Here is a 22,149-nt window from a genome sequence, read left to right as displayed (position 1 = left end):
GATTCAAAACCAGAACCTTACGCCCACGACATAGTTTGTGACGCTGGGATCCTCTCCCTCAGCACGCGCAAAATCCGCGCTGCCGCCGATGCGCCATTCCTGCGAAACGCCGACATAGGGCGCGAACTCACGTGCGAACTCGTAGCGCAGACGCAGGCCTGCCTCGATCCGGTCGAGGCCGGCGCCGATGCCCAGCTCGGGAATATCCTGCGCCGAAAGCGCGATCCCGGCTCTCGGCTGGAGGATCAGTCGCTGCGTGATACGCTGGTCGAGTTCGCCTTCAATCGCCGCCGTCACATCGCCTTTCGTAGAAACGAAAGCTGCGGCATCGACCTCGAACTGGTAAGGCGCGAGCCCTTGGATGCCGACCACCGCATGGGTACGCTCGGGACCGGTCAGATCCTGACGGACACCGGTCTGGAAATCGAAGAAGGGTGCAATGGCGCGGCTCCAGAGCGCCTGGACCTCGGCGCCTTCTATGGGTTCGCCAAAGCTGCCTTCACCCTCGGACTTGAACCAGAATTTGTCGATGTCGCCGCCATAATATCCCTGGATGTCCCACAGATATCCATCCTTCCCCTCGCGGGCGCGGTATTCGAGCCGGTCGCCCTGAAACCAGAAGCGCATTCCTCCGTCAGTCTCGCGGACAAGCTCGCGGCGTGCTTCGTTCATGGCTTCCTCGCCCCAGATGGCGACCGCCGCGCGCGCTGGGCCGCTGCCGGCTTCGGGAGGAGGCGGCAGCAGCGGGATCTCGGCATCCGAGCCCATCTGCATCGCCGAGTGGTCCATGCCCTGCATGTCCTGCGAACCCGTCTGCCCATGGTTCATCTGGCTGTGATCCATCTGCCCATGGTCCATCGACGTACTGGCGGCTTCCGCCTGTCCCATCTCGCCGTGGTTCATCTGCGAATGATCCATCGCACCTTCGGCAGGCCCGCCCTGCGGCATCGAGCCGTGATCCATTCCTTCATGACTTTCGGGCGATGCCTGTGAACGGGCAGCGTCCATCGGCATCGTCACGCCCGAATGACCATCCTGAGCGGTCATCGACCCTTGGTCCGTGGATGAATGATCCATCATCGAGTGGTCCCTGGCAGCTTCAGGATCGGCAGCCGGTTCGCATGCCCCTTCTGTTACCGGGTGCCCCATCGCGAGATGGCGCTCGGCTTCTTCCTCGCACTTTGTCTTGGCGTCAGCCTGCGCTGCGGCACTCTGCTGCGGCTCCGCCGGCGAATGACCGGCATGCTGCGCCGCGGCGGGGGAGGCGAGAACTGAGCCGGCTGCAACCAATGCGAGCAGGCTGGCAATACGAATTTTCATGCTTCGCTCCCGTCGGGATTGGCGACCGTGACGATCTGAAACATCCCGGCATGCATGTGATAGAGAAGGTGACAGTGGAAGGCCCAGTCGCCCGGCTCGTCCGCCGTCAGGTCGAACTGCGCACTGCCGCCCGGCTGCAGGTTGACCGTGTGCTTGAGCGGTTGACGGTCGGCCGGCGCGCCATTGACCAGCTCGAAGAAATGACCGTGCAGGTGGATGGGGTGCGCCATCATCGTGTTGTTGATGAGCTTTACACGCACGCGCTCGTTATATGCGAAGCGGATCGGCTCGTCCGAAACGGCGGAGAACTTCTTGCCGTCGAACGACCACATGTAGCGCTCCATATTTCCGGTCAGATGGATTTCCATCCGCCGCGAGGGCGTGCGGGTCTCGCGATGCGGCGTCAGGGCGCGGAGTTTACGATAGTCCAGCGTGCGGTGCGGGACACCGGCGAGGCCGATCCCAGGGTCGCCCATCCGATCGATCGGGTTCATCGCGACAGAATCGAGGCCGGGTCCGACCTCCACATCGGGAGGCAGGCGCGAAGTGTCGCGCATATTCATACCGGACATGCCCGCCATGCCGGCCATCTCGGCCTCGCCGGACGAACCATGATCCATCCCCGCCATGTCGCCGCCACTTCCATGGTCCATACCCGACATGCCGGCATCGCCAGACGAGCCGTGGTCCATACCGCTCATGCCCATGTCCGCCATGGTGAGGAGCGGCGGATCGCGCAGCGGCGGAATAGCGGCTCGCGCGCCAGGTGCGCTCGCGAGCGTGGCGATGCCCATGCCCGAGCGGTCCATCGACTCAGCGACCAGCGTGTAAGCCTCTTGCGCACCCGGCGTCACGACTACGTCATAGGTCTCGGCCACGCCGATCTGGAACTCGTCGACCTCAACCGGTTCGACATCCTTCCCGTCTGCCTGCACGACAGTCATCGGCAGGCCGGGAATGCGAATATTGAAAAAGGTCATGGCGCCGGCATTGATGAAGCGCAGCCGCACACGTTCGCCGGGACGGAAGAGATACTCCAGATTGTCGAGCGGCCCGTGACCATTCAGCAGGAATGTGTAGCCTGCGCTAGAGATGTCGAGGATGTCGGTCGGCATCATGCGCATTTTCGCCCACATCCGGCGGTCTTCGCCCGAAAGCGGGTAATCGTCAGTCCAGGTGTTCTGATTGTAGTTGAAGTAGCCTTCGCCCTTCTTCAGTTTGTCGAAGATCGTGTAGGGCGACATATCGCTGAATTCGCTCAGCACCACGATATATTCGCGGTCGGCCTGAACCGGATCGGGTCCGGCGGGATCGACCACGATCGCGCCGTAGTGCCCAGCCTGTTCCTGCAACCCGCTATGCGAGTGCCACCAATAGGTTCCTGCCTGCCGCACGGGAAATTCTGCAGTGAAGGTTTCGCCCGGCTTTACGCCGGGAAAACTTACACCTGGCACCCCGTCGAGCTGAAACGGCACGAGCAATCCATGCCAGTGGATCGAGGTGTCTTCCTCGAGCTGGTTATGGACGTTCAATCGGACGGTCGTGCCTTCCTTCAGGCGCAACAGCGGGCCGGGGATCGTCCCGTTGACGGCGATCGCTCCGCCGCGCCTGTTGCCCGTCGCGAAGGCAGACCGCGAGACAGTAAGGTCGATATTCGGTCCAACCAACTCGTCGAGCCCCTTGCGGGCATTTCCCGCAAGGAGGTCACCGCCGCGCGCCCAGGCCGGCATTGCTCCGGCAAGGCCAAGCAGGCCCATCCCGCCTGCTCCCGTACCAAGGAATTTGCGTCGATTTACGGAAATCATTGAATGCGGCTCCTGATGTGACATACACTCACCCTTACGCGCCTGTCAGCTGTACCCCTCAAAGTTTTTGACCCGTTCTCTCAGCCGGTTGCGCGCACGATATATGCGCGTCTCGATCGCCTTCTCGGTCGTGCCGAGCAACGCGGCGGCTTCGGCTTGGCTTCGGCCTTCGACACTTACGAGCACAAGCGCTTCGCGCAGGCGTATGGGCAACCGCCCGATCTCCGCCTCGACGAGCCTGAGTTGCTCACGGCTCGCTGCAAGGTTTTCGGGATCGGGCGTGTCGTCGGCCACCGCCTGTACCTCGTCGGAACTCGGAAAACCGAAGAAACCGACGACCTTCCTTCGGCGAAGTCGGTCGCGACACCGGTTCAGTACAATCGTCGTCAGATATGGGCCGATGGGCTTGGCGGCATCGAGGCGATGCCGGGTGATCCATACCGAAGCGAGGCTGTCCTGGACCACGTCCTGAGCGGACGAGGAGGACCCCAGCATACGCGTCGCAAGCGCAATCAGCCGGGCGACGTGGGCCTCGACGAGAGACGAAAACGCCTGCCCGCTGCCGGCCACTACCTGCGCGACAAGTATTTGTTCTGAATTGCCCCTTTTTGCCGGCATGCGGGATCAGCTGCGCGGGCTGTCGGTAAGAGCCTTGGACACTTGCTGGTCAAATCGTCTTTGCTGATCGGGGTCGAGAATTTCACGCATGTCGAAGACATGACGGACCGTTGATTTTTGTAGATCGCCCATGCGGGCATGAGCCTCATCGATGGCCGCCCCCACCTCGGGTCCGTATTTGTGCTCGGCTTCCATCGCCTGCGCGAGTTGGGCGTTGGCAGCGCGCGCAGAGGCGTCGAGCCTGGCCCGTTCCACAGCGAAGCGCGCTTCGAGTGCTTCAAGGCGTTGCTTCTGCTCGTTGGTTAACGTGAGTTCGTCATGCACGAACGCGTGCAGGCCCGTATCAGCATCGTGATTGGCCCAGCGATCCGCGCCGAGCGCACCTAGACTACCGGCGAGTGCCGCGAGCAGCACAGCGAGGGCAATATGCAATTTCTTCAATGTCTAGCGCTCCACATGCAGCAGCGCGGAGGGCGAGAGCCGCTCTCCGACAATGATGCTATCTGCTATGCCAGGTTGGGAACCAGCAAATTGTGCAGGCCACCCGCTGGTGCCTGCGCCGGCTCCCAGGCCGACGACGAACAGGCCCGCGAACAAGGCCATCCTGCGGCGTCTTTCAACGATTTCGCCAAGCTGGCCTGCCCGTTGCCACACGCCGGTCATGAAATCGTCCGGAACTTTGAAGGAGTCCTGTGTGCCCAGCGTCCCAAGCATCGCATCGAGTGTCTGATTGTTTCGCATCCATTGCTCCTGTCGGTTGCCCGCTTCCTATACGCAATAGAATACCCGAACCCTTAAGTTTCTTTTTTGAGGGCTGCGGCCCGGCTGTGCGTATCAGAACGTGCAACGAACAATAGCGAAGGTTGTCTGAACAGATCGGAAATTATGTGGTGAAAAATGCACGCCTCACAGAAGCGGAACGGGAATTCACTCCCCTGCTTGGCAGGAGCTGGCTTACACCGTTCTATGATCGTGCAATTGGTATATTCACCCGTGAGGCGAAATGGCGCCGGGAGACCGTCAGACAGGCTCGGCTTGAACCTGGCGACCGCGTCATCGATGTCGGGTGCGGCACGGGGACGTTACTGCGGGCGTTGATGGCAGACTGTCCCGAAGCGGGCTTGGTCGGCGTCGAACCCGACCCTGCCGCGCTGGCCATAGCCCGCAGCAAGTTCGGACAGGGTGCCGATCTGGTACGGTGGCACAACGGCTTTCTCGACAGCCTCGTGCTTGCCGATGATTGGCGGCCCAACATAATAGTCAGTAGCCTCGTTTTGCACCAGGTTCCGTTGCCGGAAAAACGCGCGATTCTTGACGAGATCGAGAGGTTGCTCTCTGCGGACGGTGTAGCACTTATCGCGGACTATATGCGGCAGGACCGCCCGCTGATGCGCGCACTGTTCCGGACAACCGTGCAATTTCTCGACGGCGTCGAGGATACTCAGCCGAGCGCTGACGGAGCAGTCGAAAAATTGCTGGATGAAATTTTTGCAAACGCAGAGCTGCTCGCTCAAATCCATACCGCAACCGGAACCATTTCGCTCTGGCGCGGCACCAAGAAAGGAAATGTAAGATGATCAAAGACAACCCATCGAAGCCGCTGCGGCGTTCGCTGACGGCATCGGTTCTTCTCACGCTGGCGGCGTGCTCGAATGCCGCACAGGCCGCAACCTACACCATGTTCCGGGATCCGGGATGTGGTTGCTGCCTGAGCTGGGCAGGACATGTCGAGGGCGGCATGGAAGCAGAAGTGGCTTCGGTCGATACTGACGATATGAGTGCGCTCAAGGCAGCCAGGGGCGTACCGCAGGATCTGTGGTCGTGCCACACAATGGAAGTCGATGGCTACATCATCGAAGGTCACGTACCCGCCGAAGCGATCGCGCGGCTCCTGCGCGAAAGGCCCGAGGGAGTAACCGGCCTCGCCGTTCCCGGAATGCCGATAGGCTCCCCCGGCATGGAAATGGGCGACCGAGTGCAGCCCTATGAGGTCATCGCTTTTGGTCCGAGCGGCCACAAAGTCTTTGCATCCTATCCGTAACCGCCACCCGACCCGTATAATCGCAATTCAAGAGGAGATCGCTCATGCAAGACCGCTCGCTCAAATCGTCGATCCTCGCCTGGGGCTGGACACTCAGCCTGTTTCTGCTCCTCAGCTACTTGATCTGCATAGCTTTCGGCCTGCTCGCGCCCGAACGGTTCCATATGCATGAAGCCTGGGAGCCGCTGCTTCCTGGCTTCGAGTGGTTGACGCTGTCCGGATTCCTTGCAGGCGCAATCGGCAGCTTCTTATATGGGTGGTACATTGCTGTGATCGTGGTGCCTTTGTACCGGTACTTCAGATAACGCTCGAGGAAATCAGACTGGCTTGAAACGGCGCTCTATCGATCGGATCGAGCACTCGATCCGGCGCAGATGTCGGATGCGATAAAAGCAGGCTAGCGGCGCCAATTAGAATGACCCGTCAACAGGAGACGAACAATTTCGCGATATCGATCCAGCGACGATAGACATGGTCTCCTTCTGCACACCGTCATAGGCGCGATCATGGGTTTCGCGATCCTTCATCCGGCGACAACACTTGTCTATTGGTATGAATTCGGCGCTTCGAATACTGCCGCCCATAGCAACGCGCTCGCTTTTCTGCTTGACCGCCTGTCTTCGGCATTCGCGTTCGAAATGATGACGATGAGCGCTGTTTATGCAGTCTTGGGCGCTGCGATTGGGCTCGGATTTGGTATTTATCATAGCCGCCTTTTGGATGAACGCTCGAAAGTTCGTTTCCTTGAACGCGAGCTCGAAGAAGAACTACCTTTGCTCATTGCCCGGGGCGAAGGAGAGCATGTCGAGTTCAAGTCGTCTATGCGTTGGGACCGACGCGAAGAGCGCGTAAACCGGCGCCTGCAGCAGGTTGTCGTGAAGACAATAGCGGGTTTTCTCAACCATGAAGGTGGCACGCTATTGATCGGCGTGGAAGACGACGGGGCTGTTGCGGGCATTGAAGCGGATATGCGAACGCTCAAGCACGCTAACCAAGATGGATTCGAACGACTTTTGATGGATACTACAAGAGACGCCCTAGGCGGGCATGCTTGTGCCTTGGTCCATAGTCGTTTTCATATCCTTGGCGGGCTGACCGTTTGCAGGGTGATCGTCGAGAAGAGCGTACATCCAGTTTACTACACCGACGGGGGTGTCGCTCATCTCATGCTGCGCACCGGAAACAGTACCCGGGAGCTGGATGTTCGCGAAGCTCAGGCGCACCTTCAACGAAGAGAAGCCGGGCCGATATAACTTTAACCCGGTCGCACGCAGACGCCTGGATTCTCACAGATTCTTTTTTGAGGGGTGAAGCCCTGCCAAACGTACTTTTCGGCAATGATGTTTTTCCGACGAGAGGACATCCATAGGGGAATGTGTTGCAAGGACATAGTCGCGATCGAACGGGCAGTACTGCCGGATCCATAACACTGTTGGGCGGTGTTGCGATGGGAACCGGCGTCATGATCGGCGCAGGAATATTCGCGCTTACCGGGCAGATCGCCGAACTTGCCGGTCCGCTTTTCCCGCTGTCCTTTATTGCTGGCGCGCTGGTAACCTCGCTGGCGGCCTACAGTTACATCAAGATGTCGAACAAATGGCCGTCCTCTGGCGGTATCGCGATGATCTTGCAAAAGGCATACGGGCCGGGAGTGGTTGCCTCAGCAGCCGCGCTGATGATGACGCTATCGATGATTATCAACGAAAGCCTTGTCGCACGAACCTTCGCAACCTACGCTCTGCGGCCCTTTGGTCTGGAAAGCACCGGCTGGCTTGTGTCCGCCGCGGCGCTCGCCGCTATCGTCTTTGCCTATCTGGTCAATGCGGCGGGTAACAAATCAGTCAGCGGCCTTTCGGTTATCATGTCAAGCATCAAGATCGGCGGGATCGCGATTTTCGCGATTGCCGCGATCTGGGCCAGCGGACTGTGGGGCGGCGCATTTTCAGAGCCGGTAGAGCTATCAAATGCCGATGCTTTGCTTGCCTCGGTCGCCTTCTCGATCCTGGCCTTCAAGGGTTTCACCACGATCACCAACAGCGGCGCTGAGATGGTTGACCCGCACAAAAATATCGGTCGCACGATTATGATCTCGATTGCAGTTTGCATCGTGATTTATCTGCTTGTCGCACTAGCCGTCGGCTCCAGTCTCAGCATCTCACAGATCGTACAGGCGCGCGACTATTCGCTGGCAGCAGCGGCGCGGCCGGCTTTCGGGCAGATGGGTTTCTATTTCACTGTCGCTATTGCTCTCACCGCTACCATTTCGGGTGTGATCGCGAGTGTTTTTGCTGCCTCACGCATGTTGGCCATGTTGACGGAAATGAAGATGATCCCGCACAGCCATTTCGGCATGAGCGGCGGGACACGCAGCCACATGCTGGTTTATACCGTGGTCATTGCCGGCACGCTCGCCGCCCTGTTCGATTTGTCGCGGATCGCTTCGCTGGGCGCGTTTTTCTACCTCGTGATGGACATGTTGGTGCACTGGGGCGTCTTGCGCCATCTGCGCAAAGAAGTTGGTGCAAGCGCAACGGTACTTCTTGCCGCGTTGGCGGCAGATGGCGTGGTCCTCGCAGCCTTCACCGCAGCCAAATTGCGCAGCGATCCTGCGATTGTAGCCTATGCGATCATCGGGATCGCTATCGTATTCTTGGGCCAATGGATCTTCCTCTCGCGCAATCCCGATGCTCCTGCATCACCCGAGAAAGATCAGTCGGAAGAAACGGGATGAACAGGCTTTTCCTTCTCGATTGTGAAGCTCTCGAAGCGAATTCGTTTCGAAACCACACCCGATTCTCGGCGTTTCCCAAAAGAACAGCCAGACAGACCCAATGGAGCGATTTATGACGACCCGAACAGCGACGGTTTACCGCATGGTGATGGAGGATCATGTCTGTCCCTATGGTCTCAAGACGATCGATCTCCTCAAGCGGCAAGGCTTTGAGGTCGACGATAATCACCTGACAAGCAGGGAAGAAACCGACGCGTTTAAAGACAAGCACCACGTTGAAACCACGCCTCAGACCTTTATCGAAGACAAGCGCATCGGTGGTTACGACGACGTTCGCGAATTCTTTGGCAAGAGCCGCTCGCAGCCCAAGGAAGGCGAAACCAGCTATCAGCCCGTCATCGCGATTTTCGCGGTGGCGCTGCTGCTCGCGCTCGGACTGAGCTGGGCCTTCTTCGACAATCTCTTTACCGTGCGCGCGGCAGAATGGTTCGTGAGCCTGTCGATGACCTTGCTGGCCGTCCAGAAGCTGCAAGACGTGCGCAGCTTCTCGACCATGTTCCTCAACTACGATCTGCTGGCCAAACGCTGGGTCCCCTATGGCTTCGTATATCCGTTCGGCGAAGCCGCCGCGGGTATTCTCATGACCGCTGGCGCGCTGACCTGGTTTTCGGCACCGCTGGCACTGTTTATCGGGACTATTGGCGCCGTCAGCGTATTCAAGGCGGTCTACATCGATAAGCGCGAGCTCAAATGCGCCTGCGTCGGGGGTAGCAGCAACGTGCCGCTTGGCTTCGTCTCATTGACCGAGAACCTGTTCATGATGGGCATGGGTCTGTGGATGGGCGCAAAGGCCTTCCTATGATCATTGCGCTCATTCTTGCCGTCGCCCTGTTCCTCTTGGCTATCGCCTCACACCTCGCGATCCTTGGTGTCGGCCACCGCCTCCTCGGCCGCAGGCGAGACACGCTGGCCAAACTTGGCGTCTCGCTGCTCGTCCTCAGTTCGCATTTTCTGGTCGCAATCCTTTTCGCGGTCGGCTTCTGGCTAGGCGCGGAATGGGATCTTGGAGGGTTCGACAAGGCCCCGACAATGGACTGGATGGACTACTTTTATTTCTCGCTCATCAATGTGACCACGCTTGGTCTGGGCGACATCTATCCGACCGACCATCTGAGGGTGCTCGCCGGCATCGAAGCCCTGACAGGCTTCGCACTCATCAGCTGCTCGGCGCAGCTATTCTGGACCTTGATGCATGAAGGAGAAAAAGCATGACTGAGAAGACGCGCCACTCGGACAAGGGAGGGGGAGGCAGCTACTGGCGGTTCATGGCCATGGTCTCGACCTCAACCGTGATCATGTTCTTCCTGATGTATGCCAACACGTTCACAGTTGACGACCTGTTCTGGAGCGAAACCCGCTTCTGGATGATGTTCGTCATGGGCGGAATGATGATGATCGTGATGCTCCTTTTCATGTGGGGCATGTACAAGGACCAGACCAAGAACTTCATCATTCTTGGCATCGGTGCCGTCGTGTTCGCCCTCGCCCTGTGGCTGGTGCGCAGTCAGACCACCGTCGACGATACCGAATATATGGCCGCGATGATCCCGCATCACTCGATCGCGATCATGACCAGCGAACGCGCAAGCCTGAAGGATCCAAGAGTGCGCGAACTCGCACAGGCTATCATCGTAGCCCAGCGCCGCGAAATCGCCGAGATGAAATATCTGATCGACGACATCGAGCAGAACGGGCCGCGAACCGAAGAACGCCTGCCAGAGGAGATGCAGCAATGAAAAACTTCGCGCTTATAGCGGCCATCGCATTGCCGCTCGCCGCCTGCAATTCCAACACCGCCCCGGGCAATGACCGCGAGGCACAGCTAGATCCGCCCGCATCCGCAGCCCCCATTGAGGATGCTGCCACTGCTCTGGCGAATGTCAGCCCCGGCCTGATGCTTCCCGAAACCATGAATGGCGCAGATATCGCTGCGCTGGGCGCGCAGAATTCCTGCCAGTTTCGTCTGACCGAAATTGCCTTCCCGTCCTTCGTCTACGACGATAGCGGCCAGGGTGCGGTCAAGATCAACGGTACCCTTATTCCGGTCACTGCCGATGGCCCGGACAGTTATTCGAACGGCGAGCTTCGCATCAGGACGCGCCTGCTGGATGATGAAGGCGATGCGGGCCTGCAGATGCAGGAGATAATCGTGGCTGCGCCAAGAGCCAAGGATGAATTCGGCTTCTGGGGTTATACCACCTGCCCCAGCGGCGGAGCCTGATTGAAGCCGGGCGCACGGGCGAGCGATGGCTCGCCCGTGCGCCTGCTCAAGCTGATTTTTCTTGCAGACATCAGATCTGAATAGGAGCGATCCCATGCCCGATACCAGGCCGATCGCCGTCTTCGGTGCCGGCGGCAAAACAGGCACCGAGCTTTTGAAGCATGCCTTTGGCCGCGACGTACCGATCCGTGCCTTTGAACACAATCTGCCCGAACCGAGCGAGCGCATAGGCGAGTTCGAATATATCGACTGCGATGTTCTGTCGGATAATTTCGCACACCAGCTTGATGGATGCCGCGCGGTGATTTCAACTCTCGGTGTCGGGTTTGGTCCGAGCAATGCCATCGATCCGCCACCGCTTTATACCGAAGGAACGCGAAATCTGCTCGAAGCGATGAAGCAAGCCGATATGGACCGAATTGCCGTGATCTCCGCGGCGTTCGTCGAACACCAGTCGAGCGTCCCTGCCTGGTTTGAGCTGACGGCCAAACCTGCACTGTTCAACATCCTGGAACAGATGCGTGCAATGGAGGCGATGCTGAGTGACGCTCCGGGTGTCAGATGGACTGCTGCGCGGCCCGGCTGGTTGCTTGACGAACCCTATACCGGCGAAGCGGTAATTACCGACGAACGGCTGGCAGATGGTTGCTTTAGATGCCGTCACGCGGATCTTGCAGCGAGCCTTCTCGAGTTCGTGGTCGAAGACACCTGGATCAATGCGAAGCCCGCCATCGGTCGGCCCGAAAGCGAGAGCTTAGAGAGACCTGCCGCCATCAAAGCCGAACTTGGGATCGATTGAGCCTGGCACCACCGATTGAAAGCAGTCGGACTGAACGTCACAAATTACGGATAAAACACAAGGAAGCCACATGTATTTCGAGACGATCAAGACCCCGGGCCTTTCGCAACTCTCCTACATTATCGGTGCAGGCGGGCAGGCTGCGGTCATAGATCCGCGCAGAGACTGCGAAATCTACGTCGACAAGGCCCGCGCCGAAGGACTGGAGATCACCCATATCTTCGAGACCCATCGCAATGAGGACCTCATCAGCGGATCGCCGATCCTTTCCGAAATGACCGGCGCGAGGGTCTATCACGGGCCCAATCCAGCGGGCGAAGTCCTGTTTGCCGAGACTGCGCGCGAAGGCGATTGCTTTGAACTGGGTCAACTGAAAATCGAAGTGCTTGAAACGCCCGGTCACACTGACGACCATCTCGCCTTCGTTATCCATGACAGTGAATATTCCGAAGGACCGGTTGGCGTCTTCACCGGCGATGCGCTGTTTGTCGGCGATGTCGGGCGAACCGATTTCTATCCCGAACGCAAGGAGGAAGTTGCCGGGCTGCTGTACGATTCCCTGCAAAAGATTTGCCGTCTCGGAGACCAGGCAATCATTTACCCGGCGCATGGCGCGGGTTCGGTCTGCGGATCGGGTATGGCGGACCGGGAATTCTCCACGGTCGGCCACGAGCGACGCAACAATCCGCGTCTGCGCATCTCTGATCGCGAGGAATTCATTCAGGCAAAAATAGCAGAGCACCATTACCAGCCGCCCTATTTCCGGCTGATGGAGCGACTCAATCTGGAAGGCGCCGATGCTGCGCCGCGCATCATGCGGCCCCGCCGCATTGGGCTAGAGGAAATTACCAAGAGCGGCGCTGACCACCTGATCGACGTTCGTGAGCCGCTTGGCTATGCTGGCGGCCACCTGCCGGGCGCGATGTGCCTTCCTGTGGGTATGATTCCGGCTTTTGCCGGGTGGTTCATCGGCGAGGGCGAGACGATAGCGCTGGTCGCCTCTGAAGAAGACCAGCTTGCCAAGGCGATGGCGCATCTGGTGCGCATCGGTTTTGACAACATCATTGGTGGTTACGTGGGCGTCGTTCCTGCAGCTGCACAGGGCGCGGCGATGCGCAGCGTTCCCATGATCAACACCGATGAAGTCGCGCAAAGACTCGATCAGAACGGCGGCCAATGGACCTTGCTCGATGTGCGTGATCTCGAGGAGCGCCAGCAAACCAGTATCGATGGCTCAGAACATATCTACGTCGGCGAGCTGAATACCCGCTGGAAAGAGCTAAAGCAGGATCATCACTACACGCTGATGTGCGCCAGCGGGATGCGCGCGAGCGTTGCTGCGGGCTGGCTGGCCAGCAAGGGTTTCGAGCACCTCGACATCTATCTTGGTTCCATGGGGGCGTGGAAGAACGCGTCCGGCTGAAGCGCGTAGCTTGAAGCGCGAAACTCTTGCAAAGCACGTCAAAATCTTTTGCGAGATTTTGCTCGTATGTGGCGGGTCAGCGTGCTCGTCGCTCAACTAGCGGCGCGACCGAGCGCCGTATCCATTGAATGACTTCCTGGTCCGCGAACGAAGACAAATGCCAGCGCCCCCAGGATAGCGATATTCTTGAGTAGAGGCCTGTGTGGCCAGGGGCGATATGGATCGCGAAAGTTATCGGAACGAGAGTGAGAAATAGCGCGGTGCATGAGAGCCGAGTCATCCACCCCAAGGCCAGCGATGTGCCTGCACCGATGAACACCAAGCCAGACAGCCACAAAAGGATGGACGCATCACCAATTAAAACAACATGATCTTTCCATGGCGACAATGCCATCCGGTCAAGCATATATTCATGCGCAAGAAAATGCCCCACTCCGCCGATGACGAATATGAGGCTCAAAGAGAGGCGGAAGACCGGATCGATCAATCGCACTTTTGTGGCCCATGTCGCTAGGTTGTTTTCGACATTCCGGATCATAATGTACCCTCCACCCTCAGGTTGATGCATCGACGGCAAACTTACTGGGTGCGTGGACCTGTTTCTTCGGGCGGTGTTTGCGGTTCACCCAAAACGTTGACCGGCAGTTTCAGATAGATCGTGCCGTTTTCTTCTGCGCCAGGCATGTTCCCACCACGAATGTTGATCTGGATTGATGGCAGGATGAGACGTGGCATACCCAGCTGTTCGTCGCGCTCCTCTCGCATGGCCACAAATGCATCCTCGCCGATCCCGGCGTGGACATGGATGTTGCTGTGCTTTTGGTCTTGTACCGTAGTTTCCCACCGATGCTCCGAGCGGCCTTCCGGTAGGTAGTCGTGACACATAAACAGCCGCGTCTCGCCTGGTAGCTCGAAGATCCGGCGAATAGAGCGATAGAGCGTACGTGCATCGCCGCCGGGAAAGTCGGCGCGCGCCGTGCCGTAATCGGGCATGAACAGCGTATCGCCGACAAAGGCGGCATCGCCGATAACATAAGTCATGCACGCGGGCGTATGTCCCGGCGTATGGAGTGCCCGAGCCGATATGGTGCCCAGGTCGAAGCTGTCATTATCGGCAAACAAATGGTCGAACTGGCGCCCATCGCGCGGCAGGTCCACCCCGGCATTGAAGATCGGACCGAAGGTATTCTGCGTGACGGTGATCTGGCTGCCGATAGCGAGTCTGCCGCCTAGCGCGCTGCGAATGTAAGGTGCGGCGGACAGGTGATCGGCATGGACATGGGTTTCCAGTATCCACTCACATTTGAAACCCTTCTCCCGGACGAAATCGATCACCTTATCGGCGGACTTTGTCGCGGTTCGTGCCGCTGCGGCATCGAAATCGAGCACCGGATCGATCACCGCGCACACCTTGGCCGCGGGATCGGACACGACATAGGTCACCGTATTGGTATTTGTGTCGAAAAATGCCTCTACGTCAGGTTTCATCGAAAGCTCTTTTTGTATGCAGGTTGAAGGCGGGTCGGAGTGATCAGTCCTGCGCTCGGTCGACGTAATTACGGACAAAATCTTCCAGCGCCGGTTCATCGCAAACGAAGCCCATATCCGCCGCTTGCTGCAGCGTCGCGTCGCCGCCCATTCCCTGTTGCGCCGCCAGATGCATCATTGTGAAGGCCCCTGCGCGCTTGCCCGAAGCGCAATGGACCAGCACCGGCTTCGGGAGCGCTTCGACGCTGGCCCTGAATTCATCGACGAGTTCATCCGACATGGCGCCGCCCGCCACCGGCAGGTGACGATATTCGAGGCCAAGCGATGCCACAACTTCACCTTCCCGGTCCGGGGCGATTGGCTGATCCGCCTCATCCTGGCAGCGCAGGTTGACGACGGCTTTGTAACCATCCTCCGCCAAGGCGCGCAGGTCGCTCTCGGAAGGCGGAGCAGCCGAGACGGCGAAACTGTCGTTGAGGGTCTTGATGTGGGTCATAAGGAATATCCTGGATCTGGTTCAAAGCTCCCGGCCCGCAATAGCGCGGCGGCAGATTACGATTGACTTTATATGCACACCTTCGCATATATGCAAGTATGCAAGCCGAAGATATTCGCAAACAAGCCGAAAAGGCGGTGACCCTGCTCAAGGCATTGGGCAGCCACAACCGCCTGATGATCGCCTGCCAGCTTGTGGAGGGCGAGCGCAGCGTGGGCGAGCTGGCCAATTTGCTGGAGATCGGTGAAACCGTCGTCTCGCAGCATCTTTCGCTGATGCGCAAGGACGGTCTGGTCGCAGCGCGGCGAGACGGTCGCTCAATCCACTATTCCCTGTCCGGCGATGCGACACGGCGTGTGCTGGAAACGCTTTACGCCATCTATTGCAGTCCGGACGGCGAAGCCGGCAGCGGACCCGGCGAGACAAGTTAATGACGGCTGCGCCCGCCTGATGGATATCGGTCTTGTTCAGGCGTCATTGTCGCTAGCCTCAGGGCTCCTCGTGGGGTTCTCGCTGGGCTTAATCGGCGGCGGGGGATCGATCCTCGCCGTGCCGCTATTGATCTATGTTGTCGGCGTTCGCGACACACATGTCGCAATCGCCACATCCGCTGCCGCCGTGGCCGCGAGCGCCTTGGCCAACCTGCTGTTACATGCCCGTGGCGGAAGTGTGAAATGGCGTTGCGCAAGTCTTTTCGCGGCATTCGGTATTATCGGTGCAGCGGCGGGATCGACTGTGGGGAAGATGACACAAGGCGATCTCCTGCTGGGCCTGTTCGGCTTGGTGATGATCATTGTCGGCCTGTCCATGTTACGCGAAAAATCGGGCGGGTCCGACCCGGATGTCCGCCTTACCGCAGCGACCGCATTGCGGTTAACCCCGCGGCTGGCGGCCGGTGGGTTTATTGTCGGCGCACTGTCCGGCTTTTTTGGTATCGGCGGCGGGTTCCTGGTGGTGCCGGGCTTGGTTGCAGCGACGGCCATGCCGATCCTCAATGCGATCGGCTCCTCGCTGGTTTCCGTAACGGCTTTCGGCGCCACCACGGCCGCCAATTACGCATTGGACGGGCTGATCAATTGGCCGATTGCCGGGTTCTTCATTGGCGGAGGCGCGATGGGGGGCTGGCTGGGAACCCGGGCCTCGCACAGCCTCGCGGCGCGCAAGCGGACGCTAACATACATCTTCTCTGCAGTCGTGATCCTTGTCGGTGTGTTCGTCACCGGTGAATGGGTGACGACGGATTTGTTGTGATCGCCGCCATTCGGCGTCATATGTCCAGACGCAGACTGCGCAGTCTGACAGGGTGCAAGGTCTCTTACCCTGCCGATGACAATATCTCATGTGCGGATGTGGAAGTGAGCGAAGAGGAGCCCCTAGCAGTAGGCGAGCTGACCATCCGCGCGCTGTTTACACCCGGCCATACCGACAAACATCACTGCTACCTGATAGAGCAGGGCGGCCATACGCAGGTGTTCACTGGCGACGCGCTCCTGATCGATGGGTGCGGTCGCACCGATTTCCAGAGCGGCGTTTCCGCCACTCTCTACAAATCAGTCCGCGAAAAGCTGTTCGCCCTCCCGGAAGATACGCTGGTCTATCCTGCACATGACTACTCGGGCCGCCAGGTATCAACGATCCTGCAGGAGCGCACACGCAATCCTCGATTGAACGACGGCATCTCGCTTTCCGAGTTTCAGAGGATCATGGCCGAACTCGACCTGCCCTATCCTAATAAAATCGACGTTGCCGTGCCTGCCAATTTAAAGTGCGGTGATTGCGTCGAAGAAGCTGTCGGGCACATGCATGAGATCGGCGGGAAGTCGCCGCAGGGATAGGTTGTCCTGCCATAGATAATGCGGAAGCCCGCGCCGGTTATCACGAACTGTGCGCACGCCCCCATCATTTGATCGAACTAGGGGACTATCACCAGAACCATATCTGGATGGCAAATCGAACTGGTATGCTTCGGGATCGAGGAGTTTTTCCAAATCCGTCGAAATCAAGATCGCTTTGGTTCCGCTCGATAACAGAAACGCTTCCCCTCAAACCTTGCCAGGCAGCATCAGTCTGAATGACATGCCGGGCCGAAAAGCGGCTGGAACCATCGTTGCGCAATGGCCCATCGTATCTCTTTGCTGGCTTCAGCTATCGCATCAAACGGAGCATAATGCGAGTGTCGATCTCTCAGAGCATGAGACTACATGAATGCTTTCATGAGAGTTGGCTCGAACAAGCCCCAAGCGGCAGCGATGAAGCTCAACGCAGTTGCAACCAGGAGCATAATTATCTGAGGGTTCAAGAACCATTTATGTGCGGCTTGGGAATCGCAATGACATTTGCGCCGATATTTCCGTAGAACAATGAGCCAACTAGTCGCCACCGCAATCATCGAAAGGGCGGTCATTGGCCAGTGAAGCGAGCCCAGAGGCGTCAAAATACTGCTCAAGCCCGCACTTAATCCGGCAGCGGCCAGCACCAACGGCAGAATGCAGCAAGAGCAAGCTGCCAAAACAGCAGCCGAACTGCTTATGACACTCACAAAGGTGGTCTTGCTTTCATTCAAAGGAAATGGCTCGACAGCATTAATCTGTTTAGCCATGAAAGGACTAGCCGCCACGGGCGGCTCTTAACCACATGTGATCTTTGAATAGATCTGCCATAGTACTCTTTCGACCAGAGGTTTCCCAAGTGAGAATTTTTCGTATTCCGCAGTTGTAGCGTAGCCTTCAACGAATTGAAGGTCGAGGTCAATTGCGTCACACTGGCAGCTCCTCAAGCCCGTCACGCAGCTGAGGTGTCCAAGCTCGGCGGACACCGCAGTCCTTTGGCCAAAATAGCTGCGCTCAATACCTATCGTACCAGAAAGACGGAACCCCGCGCCCAGGGTTGGGTCAAGCGCGGGGTTCCTGAACGGCCCCGGGACACCTGCGACCCGCAGGGCTCAGGGGGAGGCGGGGCCGCCATTCGATTAACGAGGAAGAACCGACCGGGACCGGATTTGGTTTTACCGTACACCTAGTCGCTTACGCTTCTTGCCAATCTACATCCAACAGAGAGATCCACTCGCAGGTGTGGCGACGCGCTCAAAACGTAGTATGAGCATGCTACATTCTCGCCGACATGCAATCGCTGGCAACCTGCTCGCTCAATTAGTCGATCGGTTCTGGAATCACGCGCAGATACGGTTTCTTCTCGTCCCAGCCAGCAGGATATTTTGCTTTCGCATCTTCGTCCGACAAGGAAGGCGGAATGATCACATCATCACCCTTCTGCCAATTAACCGGTGTCGCTACACCCTTGCGTTCGGTGAGTTGCACCGAATCAAGCAGCCGGAGCACTTCATCGAAATTCCGCCCGCTGCTCATCGGATAAAGCAGCACGGCGCGAATTTTCTTGTCTGGCCCGATGATATAGACAGCGCGGACGGTGGCGTTATCGGCTGCGGTTCGCCCCTCCGCATTACCCGCTTCGTCGGCCGGCAGCATATTATAAAGCTTGGCGACCTGTAGGTCGCTGTCGCCGACCACGGGATAGTCGATCTTATTTCCGCTCACCTCCTCGATATCGGGAAGCCAATCGCGATTATCCTGGCTGCTGTCGACCGAAAGGCCAAGAATCTTGGTGTCGCGTTTGGCAAATTCCTCGCCAAGCCCGGCCATGTAACCAAGCTCGGTCGTGCAAACCGGTGTAAATGCCTTGGGATGGGAAAAGAGGATTGCCCAGCTGTCACCCATCCAATCATGGAAATGAATGCTGCCTTGTGTGGTCTGAGCTGTGAAATTGGGGGCTGTCGAGCCAATGGAAAGGGTCATGTAAATACTCCTACTTATCTTGTGGGAACTCAGGGCGCATTTCTAGCCATGCTCTGAGAAAAATGCGGGTTCGACTTCGGCTTGACCTTGGTCCTCAAGGATGAACGCCAGAGCCGCTTTGCTCGGGTCAATCGGTCATACGACAAACCGATCCCAGCCCGCATAATGCTCACCGCTTCGCTTACCGCGAGGCAGGCTCAGTCCGATCAAGAGCAGTCCGACCCCAACCGAGGCCACCGTTCCGGCAGCCGAAGCCCCTGCAAGCATGAAGGGCGCTGCGACCAGCCAGGCACCGAATGCAGCGTTGATGAAGCGCAAGGCGCGCGCGACTTCCGCGGTCGCGATGATTGCCACCGTAATCACCAAAGCACCCACCACGTGATCGCTGTTGGCCATCGCCCCCTCGCTGCCAAGCGTTATCCTTGTCAGCATCAGCCACGCTCCCAGAGCCGTGCTGGCCACCAGGGTCCACGGGAAGGTCACGCCGCGCACCGTGTTCGTCCAGATCGAACGCGCGTCGGTCATATAGTCGGTATCGTCGATTTCACCGTTTGACACTGCGCCGCCCTTGAAGAAGGTACGAACGAGCGGTTTTCCTTCCTTTTTCGACCAGTAGAGATACTGTCCCATGGCGATGACTTCATCGAGCGAGAACGGGATCATGATGAGCATCGCAAGCGCAGCAATCAGAGCCGGCGTACTCCACGTCCCGATCATTATCGGCTGAATGATCACGAAATAGATACTGACCACACCGAGCGGAATGACCAGAATGCCGAAGAAGGTAACCATCCACGGCATCGTGCGCCAGCGCGTGCGGGTTCCCATGACCGCCATCAGGATCTCGAGCACATAGCTGACCGCCCCTAGTCCGGCATCCGGGATCGGCCACGCCTTGGATACATCCGACGTGATGATTTCCTCGGTGCCGTTCTTGGGATCGCCAAGCGATCCGGAGAAAAACGGCTCCCACGCCACATCGATATGGCCAAGCTGGTAGGAGGTAAGCATGCGCGATATCAGAAGGCCGATGATGCCCATCGCCACGATCGGGAATCGCTGGGCATCGGTCGAGGGACTGTAGGTCCACCCGGGCGGGATGGACTTCTTGTCCATCATCCCTTCCATGCTCATGCCGGGCATCATTGGCACCAGCACCGAGAATGCGATCGCCAATGTACCAACCAGGAGATTGGTCAGATATTGGGCCGCGCTCGGACTCCAGAAGAACAAGGGCGCGAAAAGCAGCCAGATGCCGACAAAGGCCGTCGCCCACTGCCCCAACCAGGCGGTGCGCTTCGAAAGCGACATCGCGCCGAAGATCATCAATGCGATCCCGCTCAGCATATCGCTTAGGGCAAGAGCATTGGCCCGCCATTCGATCGACGGCAAACCCCGCTCGAGAGTGACCGCTACGACCGAAGCACGCGCAGTATCGGCGGATACGACGTCATAAACACCAGGACTTGCAGCAAGCCACAGGCCAAGCCCGATGACAGCAAACTGCGTCCAACGGGTACCGCGCTGGGGGCCGTCCATGTCGTGCATGTTGCCGTCCATCTGGTGCCCATCATGAGCCATGTCGGTGTCATGCGATGGTAGTCGCGCCGGTTCGGTCTTCGCTGCATCCGAACTCTTTGGATGCCAGGCCACGCGGGACGTGTTCAGCTTGTTCGTTTCGTACCAGTCCTGCGGGTCGGCTTGCAACGCGTCGATGATGGTCGGAAGCGTTTCGCGGAGCGAGTGCTCTGGCTCCCACCCCAGCAGTTTCCGGGCGCGGGAGATATCGAGAATGTAGTGAGCGTTTGCGTCATCGACCATCCATTGCTTGACGAATCCGTCATGACCGAGGACTTCTTCCTCGATCCACGTGCCCAGTTTCGCCACGCTTTTTGGAATGCGCACTGTCGTCCATTCCTCGCCGTGGATCTGGCAATGAACGATGTCTTGAATGTCGGCGTATCCAAGCGTTTCGGGCTCTCCGACAAGTATCGGCATCTCGCCCTCGAGGTCAGTGCGATGAGCGATAGTCTGCTCGACCGCCTTGGTCAGATCGTCAAGATGCAGTGCCGACTGCGCAGCGCAAAGCATCCCCGGATACAGATGCGCCGACACGCGATGCTCATAGACACCGGCAATCTGTTCGGCGAGAAAGGCGGAGTGCCCCTCGTCGTCGTAAACCCCCGCAAATCGCAGGAATACAACCGGAATGTCGCCACGGTTCTCGCGCAGTACCTGTTCCGCATCGGCCTTCGATTGAGGGTAAGGCCAGGTCGGTCCAAGTGGACTGGATTCGTCGATACGCTCGTCGGGCAGCTGTTTGGGCTCGTGAACAAGCATGGAGCTTGCATAGATGAACTGTTCGATGTCGAAGGCCTGCAGCGCCGTGATCAGGCGGCGTGAACCCTCGACGTTGACCTTCTCGTAGAGAGGATTGGACTCACCAGTAATGTCGAAATACGCGGCGAGGTGAATGCAAGCGGCAATTTCAGATCCAAAGTCGCTCCTGACCTGTTCGAGAGCAGTCGCAACAGACGCATCATCGCCGAGATCCATGCGATAGGACGCGGCGAGATCGGGATCGTCCTTCGCCGGAGAGCGGTCGAGACCGATCACGCGATAGGTGCGGCCGAGCCGCTTCGTGAGCGCGCGACCGATAAATCCGCTCGCGCCCGTGATCAGAATGATTTGCTTGTCCATTCAGAAAGCCTCGATGCCGTTTTTGAGTTATCTCCACTTGGTTACGCAGCGGATGGCAGCCACCCCTCAAGGGACGGCTGCCAATTCCTGTCGCTTAGCAGCAACCCGAAGACTTTTCGTCCGCGCGCGCTCGTGAGATTTCCTGAACGAGTTCGGCTGTCTTCGCATCCCTACCGGTTCGGGCGATGTCGGCCTGGGACACCATACCGCAGCATTTTCCGTCATCGTCGATAACCGGTACGCGGCGTACCTGGCTGTTCTCCATCGAGGTCAGGCAGTCCTCGAGCGAGGTATCGGGGGTGACACTCACGACGGATCGGGTCATAACCTCTTCGATCCGCGTTTCTGCCGGCATGCCCTCTGCAACCGCGCGGCAGCACACGTCGCGATCTGTGATTACACCGACAAGACCGCCGTCGTCGTCGACGACCGGGATTTCACCGCAGTCATGTTCGACCATCAGCTTTGCTGCCTCCTGAAGGTTTTCATCTTTCTTGCAGCAAGCTGGATCGCTGGTCATGATTTCGCTGATCTTCAAGTCTCTCTCCATTATGTTTGGCGTTGTGTCCGACACCGAGAAATCTTCGGGCGTGCGCCTCAAGAAGAATTTCCTGTCGAATCATCAGGTCGCAAAC

The 22,149-nt window shown here is 58.4% G+C and carries 26 protein-coding genes; 14 read left to right on the top strand and 12 right to left on the bottom strand.

The window, feature by feature from the left end:
* Window positions 1–3: 3 nt before the first annotated feature.
* Genes ACGHU1_RS15520 through ACGHU1_RS15500 form a run of 5 tightly spaced genes read right to left on the bottom strand, consistent with a single transcriptional unit; the run spans window position 4 to window position 4,484 of the window.
* Entirely contained in the window at window positions 4–1,320 is a 1,317-nt protein-coding gene (locus ACGHU1_RS15520; protein WP_390588396.1) for a copper resistance protein B, read from the bottom strand.
* Window positions 1,317–3,125 carry a copper resistance system multicopper oxidase gene (locus ACGHU1_RS15515; RefSeq protein WP_390588394.1) on the bottom strand — a complete coding sequence of 603 codons (1,809 nt, stop codon included), beginning with the start codon at window positions 3,123–3,125 and terminating at the stop codon, window positions 1,317–1,319. Before ACGHU1_RS15515 ends, ACGHU1_RS15520 begins: the two co-directional genes overlap by 4 nt.
* A 45-nt stretch (window positions 3,126–3,170) precedes the next feature.
* Window positions 3,171–3,743 carry an RNA polymerase sigma factor gene (locus ACGHU1_RS15510; protein WP_390588392.1) on the bottom strand — a complete coding sequence of 191 codons (573 nt, stop codon included), beginning with the start codon at window positions 3,741–3,743 and terminating at the stop codon, window positions 3,171–3,173.
* 6 nt (window positions 3,744–3,749) lie between these two features.
* Window positions 3,750–4,184 (bottom strand): periplasmic heavy metal sensor, encoded by a 435-nt coding sequence (locus ACGHU1_RS15505; protein WP_390588390.1) that lies wholly within the window; start codon window positions 4,182–4,184, stop codon window positions 3,750–3,752.
* A gap of 3 nt (window positions 4,185–4,187) precedes the next feature.
* A complete protein-coding gene (locus ACGHU1_RS15500; RefSeq protein ID WP_290845728.1) occupies window positions 4,188–4,484 on the bottom strand; it encodes a hypothetical protein in 297 nt (98 codons plus the stop codon).
* Between the two features lie 149 nt (window positions 4,485–4,633).
* Here ACGHU1_RS15500 and ACGHU1_RS15495 point away from each other — a divergent pair, with 149 nt between their 5' ends.
* The 11 genes from ACGHU1_RS15495 (at window position 4,634) to ACGHU1_RS15445 (ending at window position 13,018) form a co-directional block, all read left to right on the top strand.
* On the top strand, window positions 4,634–5,320 hold the full coding sequence (locus ACGHU1_RS15495; RefSeq protein ID WP_390477998.1) for a class I SAM-dependent methyltransferase: 687 nt from the start codon (window positions 4,634–4,636) through the stop codon (window positions 5,318–5,320).
* A complete protein-coding gene (locus ACGHU1_RS15490; protein WP_022674325.1) occupies window positions 5,317–5,784 on the top strand; it encodes a DUF411 domain-containing protein in 468 nt (155 codons plus the stop codon). The genes ACGHU1_RS15495 and ACGHU1_RS15490 overlap by 4 nt, the downstream gene beginning before the upstream one ends.
* Window positions 5,785–5,828: 44 nt before the next feature.
* The gene (locus tag ACGHU1_RS15485; RefSeq protein ID WP_022674324.1) at window positions 5,829–6,089 is read left to right on the top strand and encodes a DUF5676 family membrane protein; all 261 of its coding nucleotides are present in this window, start codon (window positions 5,829–5,831) and stop codon (window positions 6,087–6,089) included.
* 201 nt (window positions 6,090–6,290) lie between these two features.
* Window positions 6,291–7,037 (top strand): helix-turn-helix domain-containing protein, encoded by a 747-nt coding sequence (locus ACGHU1_RS15480; protein WP_390477995.1) that lies wholly within the window; start codon window positions 6,291–6,293, stop codon window positions 7,035–7,037.
* Between the two features lie 170 nt (window positions 7,038–7,207).
* On the top strand, window positions 7,208–8,515 hold the full coding sequence (locus tag ACGHU1_RS15475) for an APC family permease (protein ID WP_390478163.1): 1,308 nt from the start codon (window positions 7,208–7,210) through the stop codon (window positions 8,513–8,515).
* A 112-nt stretch (window positions 8,516–8,627) separates the two neighbouring features.
* On the top strand, window positions 8,628–9,377 hold the full coding sequence (locus ACGHU1_RS15470; RefSeq protein WP_390588387.1) for a MauE/DoxX family redox-associated membrane protein: 750 nt from the start codon (window positions 8,628–8,630) through the stop codon (window positions 9,375–9,377).
* Window positions 9,374–9,787 carry a potassium channel family protein gene (locus tag ACGHU1_RS15465; protein WP_390477990.1) on the top strand — a complete coding sequence of 138 codons (414 nt, stop codon included), beginning with the start codon at window positions 9,374–9,376 and terminating at the stop codon, window positions 9,785–9,787. The genes ACGHU1_RS15470 and ACGHU1_RS15465 overlap by 4 nt, the downstream gene beginning before the upstream one ends.
* On the top strand, window positions 9,784–10,311 hold the full coding sequence (locus ACGHU1_RS15460) for a DUF305 domain-containing protein (protein WP_390477988.1): 528 nt from the start codon (window positions 9,784–9,786) through the stop codon (window positions 10,309–10,311). Before ACGHU1_RS15465 ends, ACGHU1_RS15460 begins: the two co-directional genes overlap by 4 nt.
* Entirely contained in the window at window positions 10,308–10,796 is a 489-nt protein-coding gene (locus tag ACGHU1_RS15455; RefSeq protein WP_390477985.1) for a DUF6692 family protein, read from the top strand. Before ACGHU1_RS15460 ends, ACGHU1_RS15455 begins: the two co-directional genes overlap by 4 nt.
* 94 nt (window positions 10,797–10,890) lie before the next feature.
* A complete protein-coding gene (locus ACGHU1_RS15450) occupies window positions 10,891–11,595 on the top strand; it encodes an NAD(P)-dependent oxidoreductase (protein ID WP_390477983.1) in 705 nt (234 codons plus the stop codon).
* Window positions 11,596–11,665: 70 nt separating this feature from the next.
* The gene (locus tag ACGHU1_RS15445) at window positions 11,666–13,018 is read left to right on the top strand and encodes a rhodanese-like domain-containing protein (protein WP_390477981.1); all 1,353 of its coding nucleotides are present in this window, start codon (window positions 11,666–11,668) and stop codon (window positions 13,016–13,018) included.
* Between the two features lie 76 nt (window positions 13,019–13,094).
* On the opposite strand, the gene ACGHU1_RS15440 is transcribed toward ACGHU1_RS15445, so the two are convergent.
* The 3 genes from ACGHU1_RS15440 to ACGHU1_RS15430 are packed head-to-tail and all read right to left on the bottom strand — an operon-like array spanning window position 13,095 to window position 15,002.
* Window positions 13,095–13,556, bottom strand: a complete 462-nt coding sequence (locus ACGHU1_RS15440) for a DoxX family protein (protein ID WP_390477978.1) — start codon at window positions 13,554–13,556, stop codon at window positions 13,095–13,097.
* Between the two features lie 41 nt (window positions 13,557–13,597).
* Window positions 13,598–14,506: an MBL fold metallo-hydrolase gene (locus ACGHU1_RS15435; RefSeq protein WP_063505479.1), complete on the bottom strand. Its 909-nt coding sequence runs from the start codon at window positions 14,504–14,506 to the stop codon at window positions 13,598–13,600.
* 43 nt (window positions 14,507–14,549) lie between these two features.
* On the bottom strand, window positions 14,550–15,002 hold the full coding sequence (locus tag ACGHU1_RS15430) for a beta-lactamase hydrolase domain-containing protein (protein ID WP_063511301.1): 453 nt from the start codon (window positions 15,000–15,002) through the stop codon (window positions 14,550–14,552).
* A 98-nt stretch (window positions 15,003–15,100) separates the two neighbouring features.
* Here ACGHU1_RS15430 and ACGHU1_RS15425 point away from each other — a divergent pair, with 98 nt between their 5' ends.
* From ACGHU1_RS15425 to ACGHU1_RS15415, 3 genes are all read left to right on the top strand, one after another.
* Window positions 15,101–15,433: a helix-turn-helix transcriptional regulator gene (locus ACGHU1_RS15425; RefSeq protein ID WP_063505481.1), complete on the top strand. Its 333-nt coding sequence runs from the start codon at window positions 15,101–15,103 to the stop codon at window positions 15,431–15,433.
* Window positions 15,434–15,452: 19 nt separating this feature from the next.
* Window positions 15,453–16,253, top strand: coding sequence for a TSUP family transporter (locus tag ACGHU1_RS15420; protein ID WP_390477973.1), 801 nt, complete (start codon window positions 15,453–15,455; stop codon window positions 16,251–16,253).
* 104 nt (window positions 16,254–16,357) lie between these two features.
* Entirely contained in the window at window positions 16,358–16,837 is a 480-nt protein-coding gene (locus ACGHU1_RS15415; RefSeq protein WP_390588386.1) for an MBL fold metallo-hydrolase, read from the top strand.
* 362 nt (window positions 16,838–17,199) lie between these two features.
* Here ACGHU1_RS15415 and ACGHU1_RS15410 read toward each other — a convergent pair whose 3' ends face one another.
* The 4 genes from ACGHU1_RS15410 to ACGHU1_RS15395 all read right to left on the bottom strand — a co-directional run bounded on the left by ACGHU1_RS15410 (window position 17,200) and on the right by ACGHU1_RS15395 (window position 22,034).
* Window positions 17,200–17,601 carry a hypothetical protein gene (locus ACGHU1_RS15410; protein ID WP_390588384.1) on the bottom strand — a complete coding sequence of 134 codons (402 nt, stop codon included), beginning with the start codon at window positions 17,599–17,601 and terminating at the stop codon, window positions 17,200–17,202.
* 550 nt (window positions 17,602–18,151) lie between these two features.
* Window positions 18,152–18,814, bottom strand: a complete 663-nt coding sequence (locus ACGHU1_RS15405) for a peroxiredoxin (RefSeq protein ID WP_390588383.1) — start codon at window positions 18,812–18,814, stop codon at window positions 18,152–18,154.
* A 135-nt stretch (window positions 18,815–18,949) separates the two neighbouring features.
* On the bottom strand, window positions 18,950–21,514 hold the full coding sequence (locus ACGHU1_RS15400; protein WP_390588381.1) for an NAD-dependent epimerase/dehydratase family protein: 2,565 nt from the start codon (window positions 21,512–21,514) through the stop codon (window positions 18,950–18,952).
* Window positions 21,515–21,608: 94 nt separating this feature from the next.
* Window positions 21,609–22,034, bottom strand: a complete 426-nt coding sequence (locus tag ACGHU1_RS15395; protein WP_390477958.1) for a CBS domain-containing protein — start codon at window positions 22,032–22,034, stop codon at window positions 21,609–21,611.
* Window positions 22,035–22,149 lie beyond the last annotated feature (115 nt).

Origin of the sequence: Erythrobacter sp. MTPC3, assembly GCF_042854385.1 — a bacterium.
Taxonomy (GTDB): domain Bacteria; phylum Pseudomonadota; class Alphaproteobacteria; order Sphingomonadales; family Sphingomonadaceae; genus Erythrobacter.
Note: the sequence above shows the minus strand (reverse complement) of the source record. Positions and strands in the feature narration are given on the sequence as shown.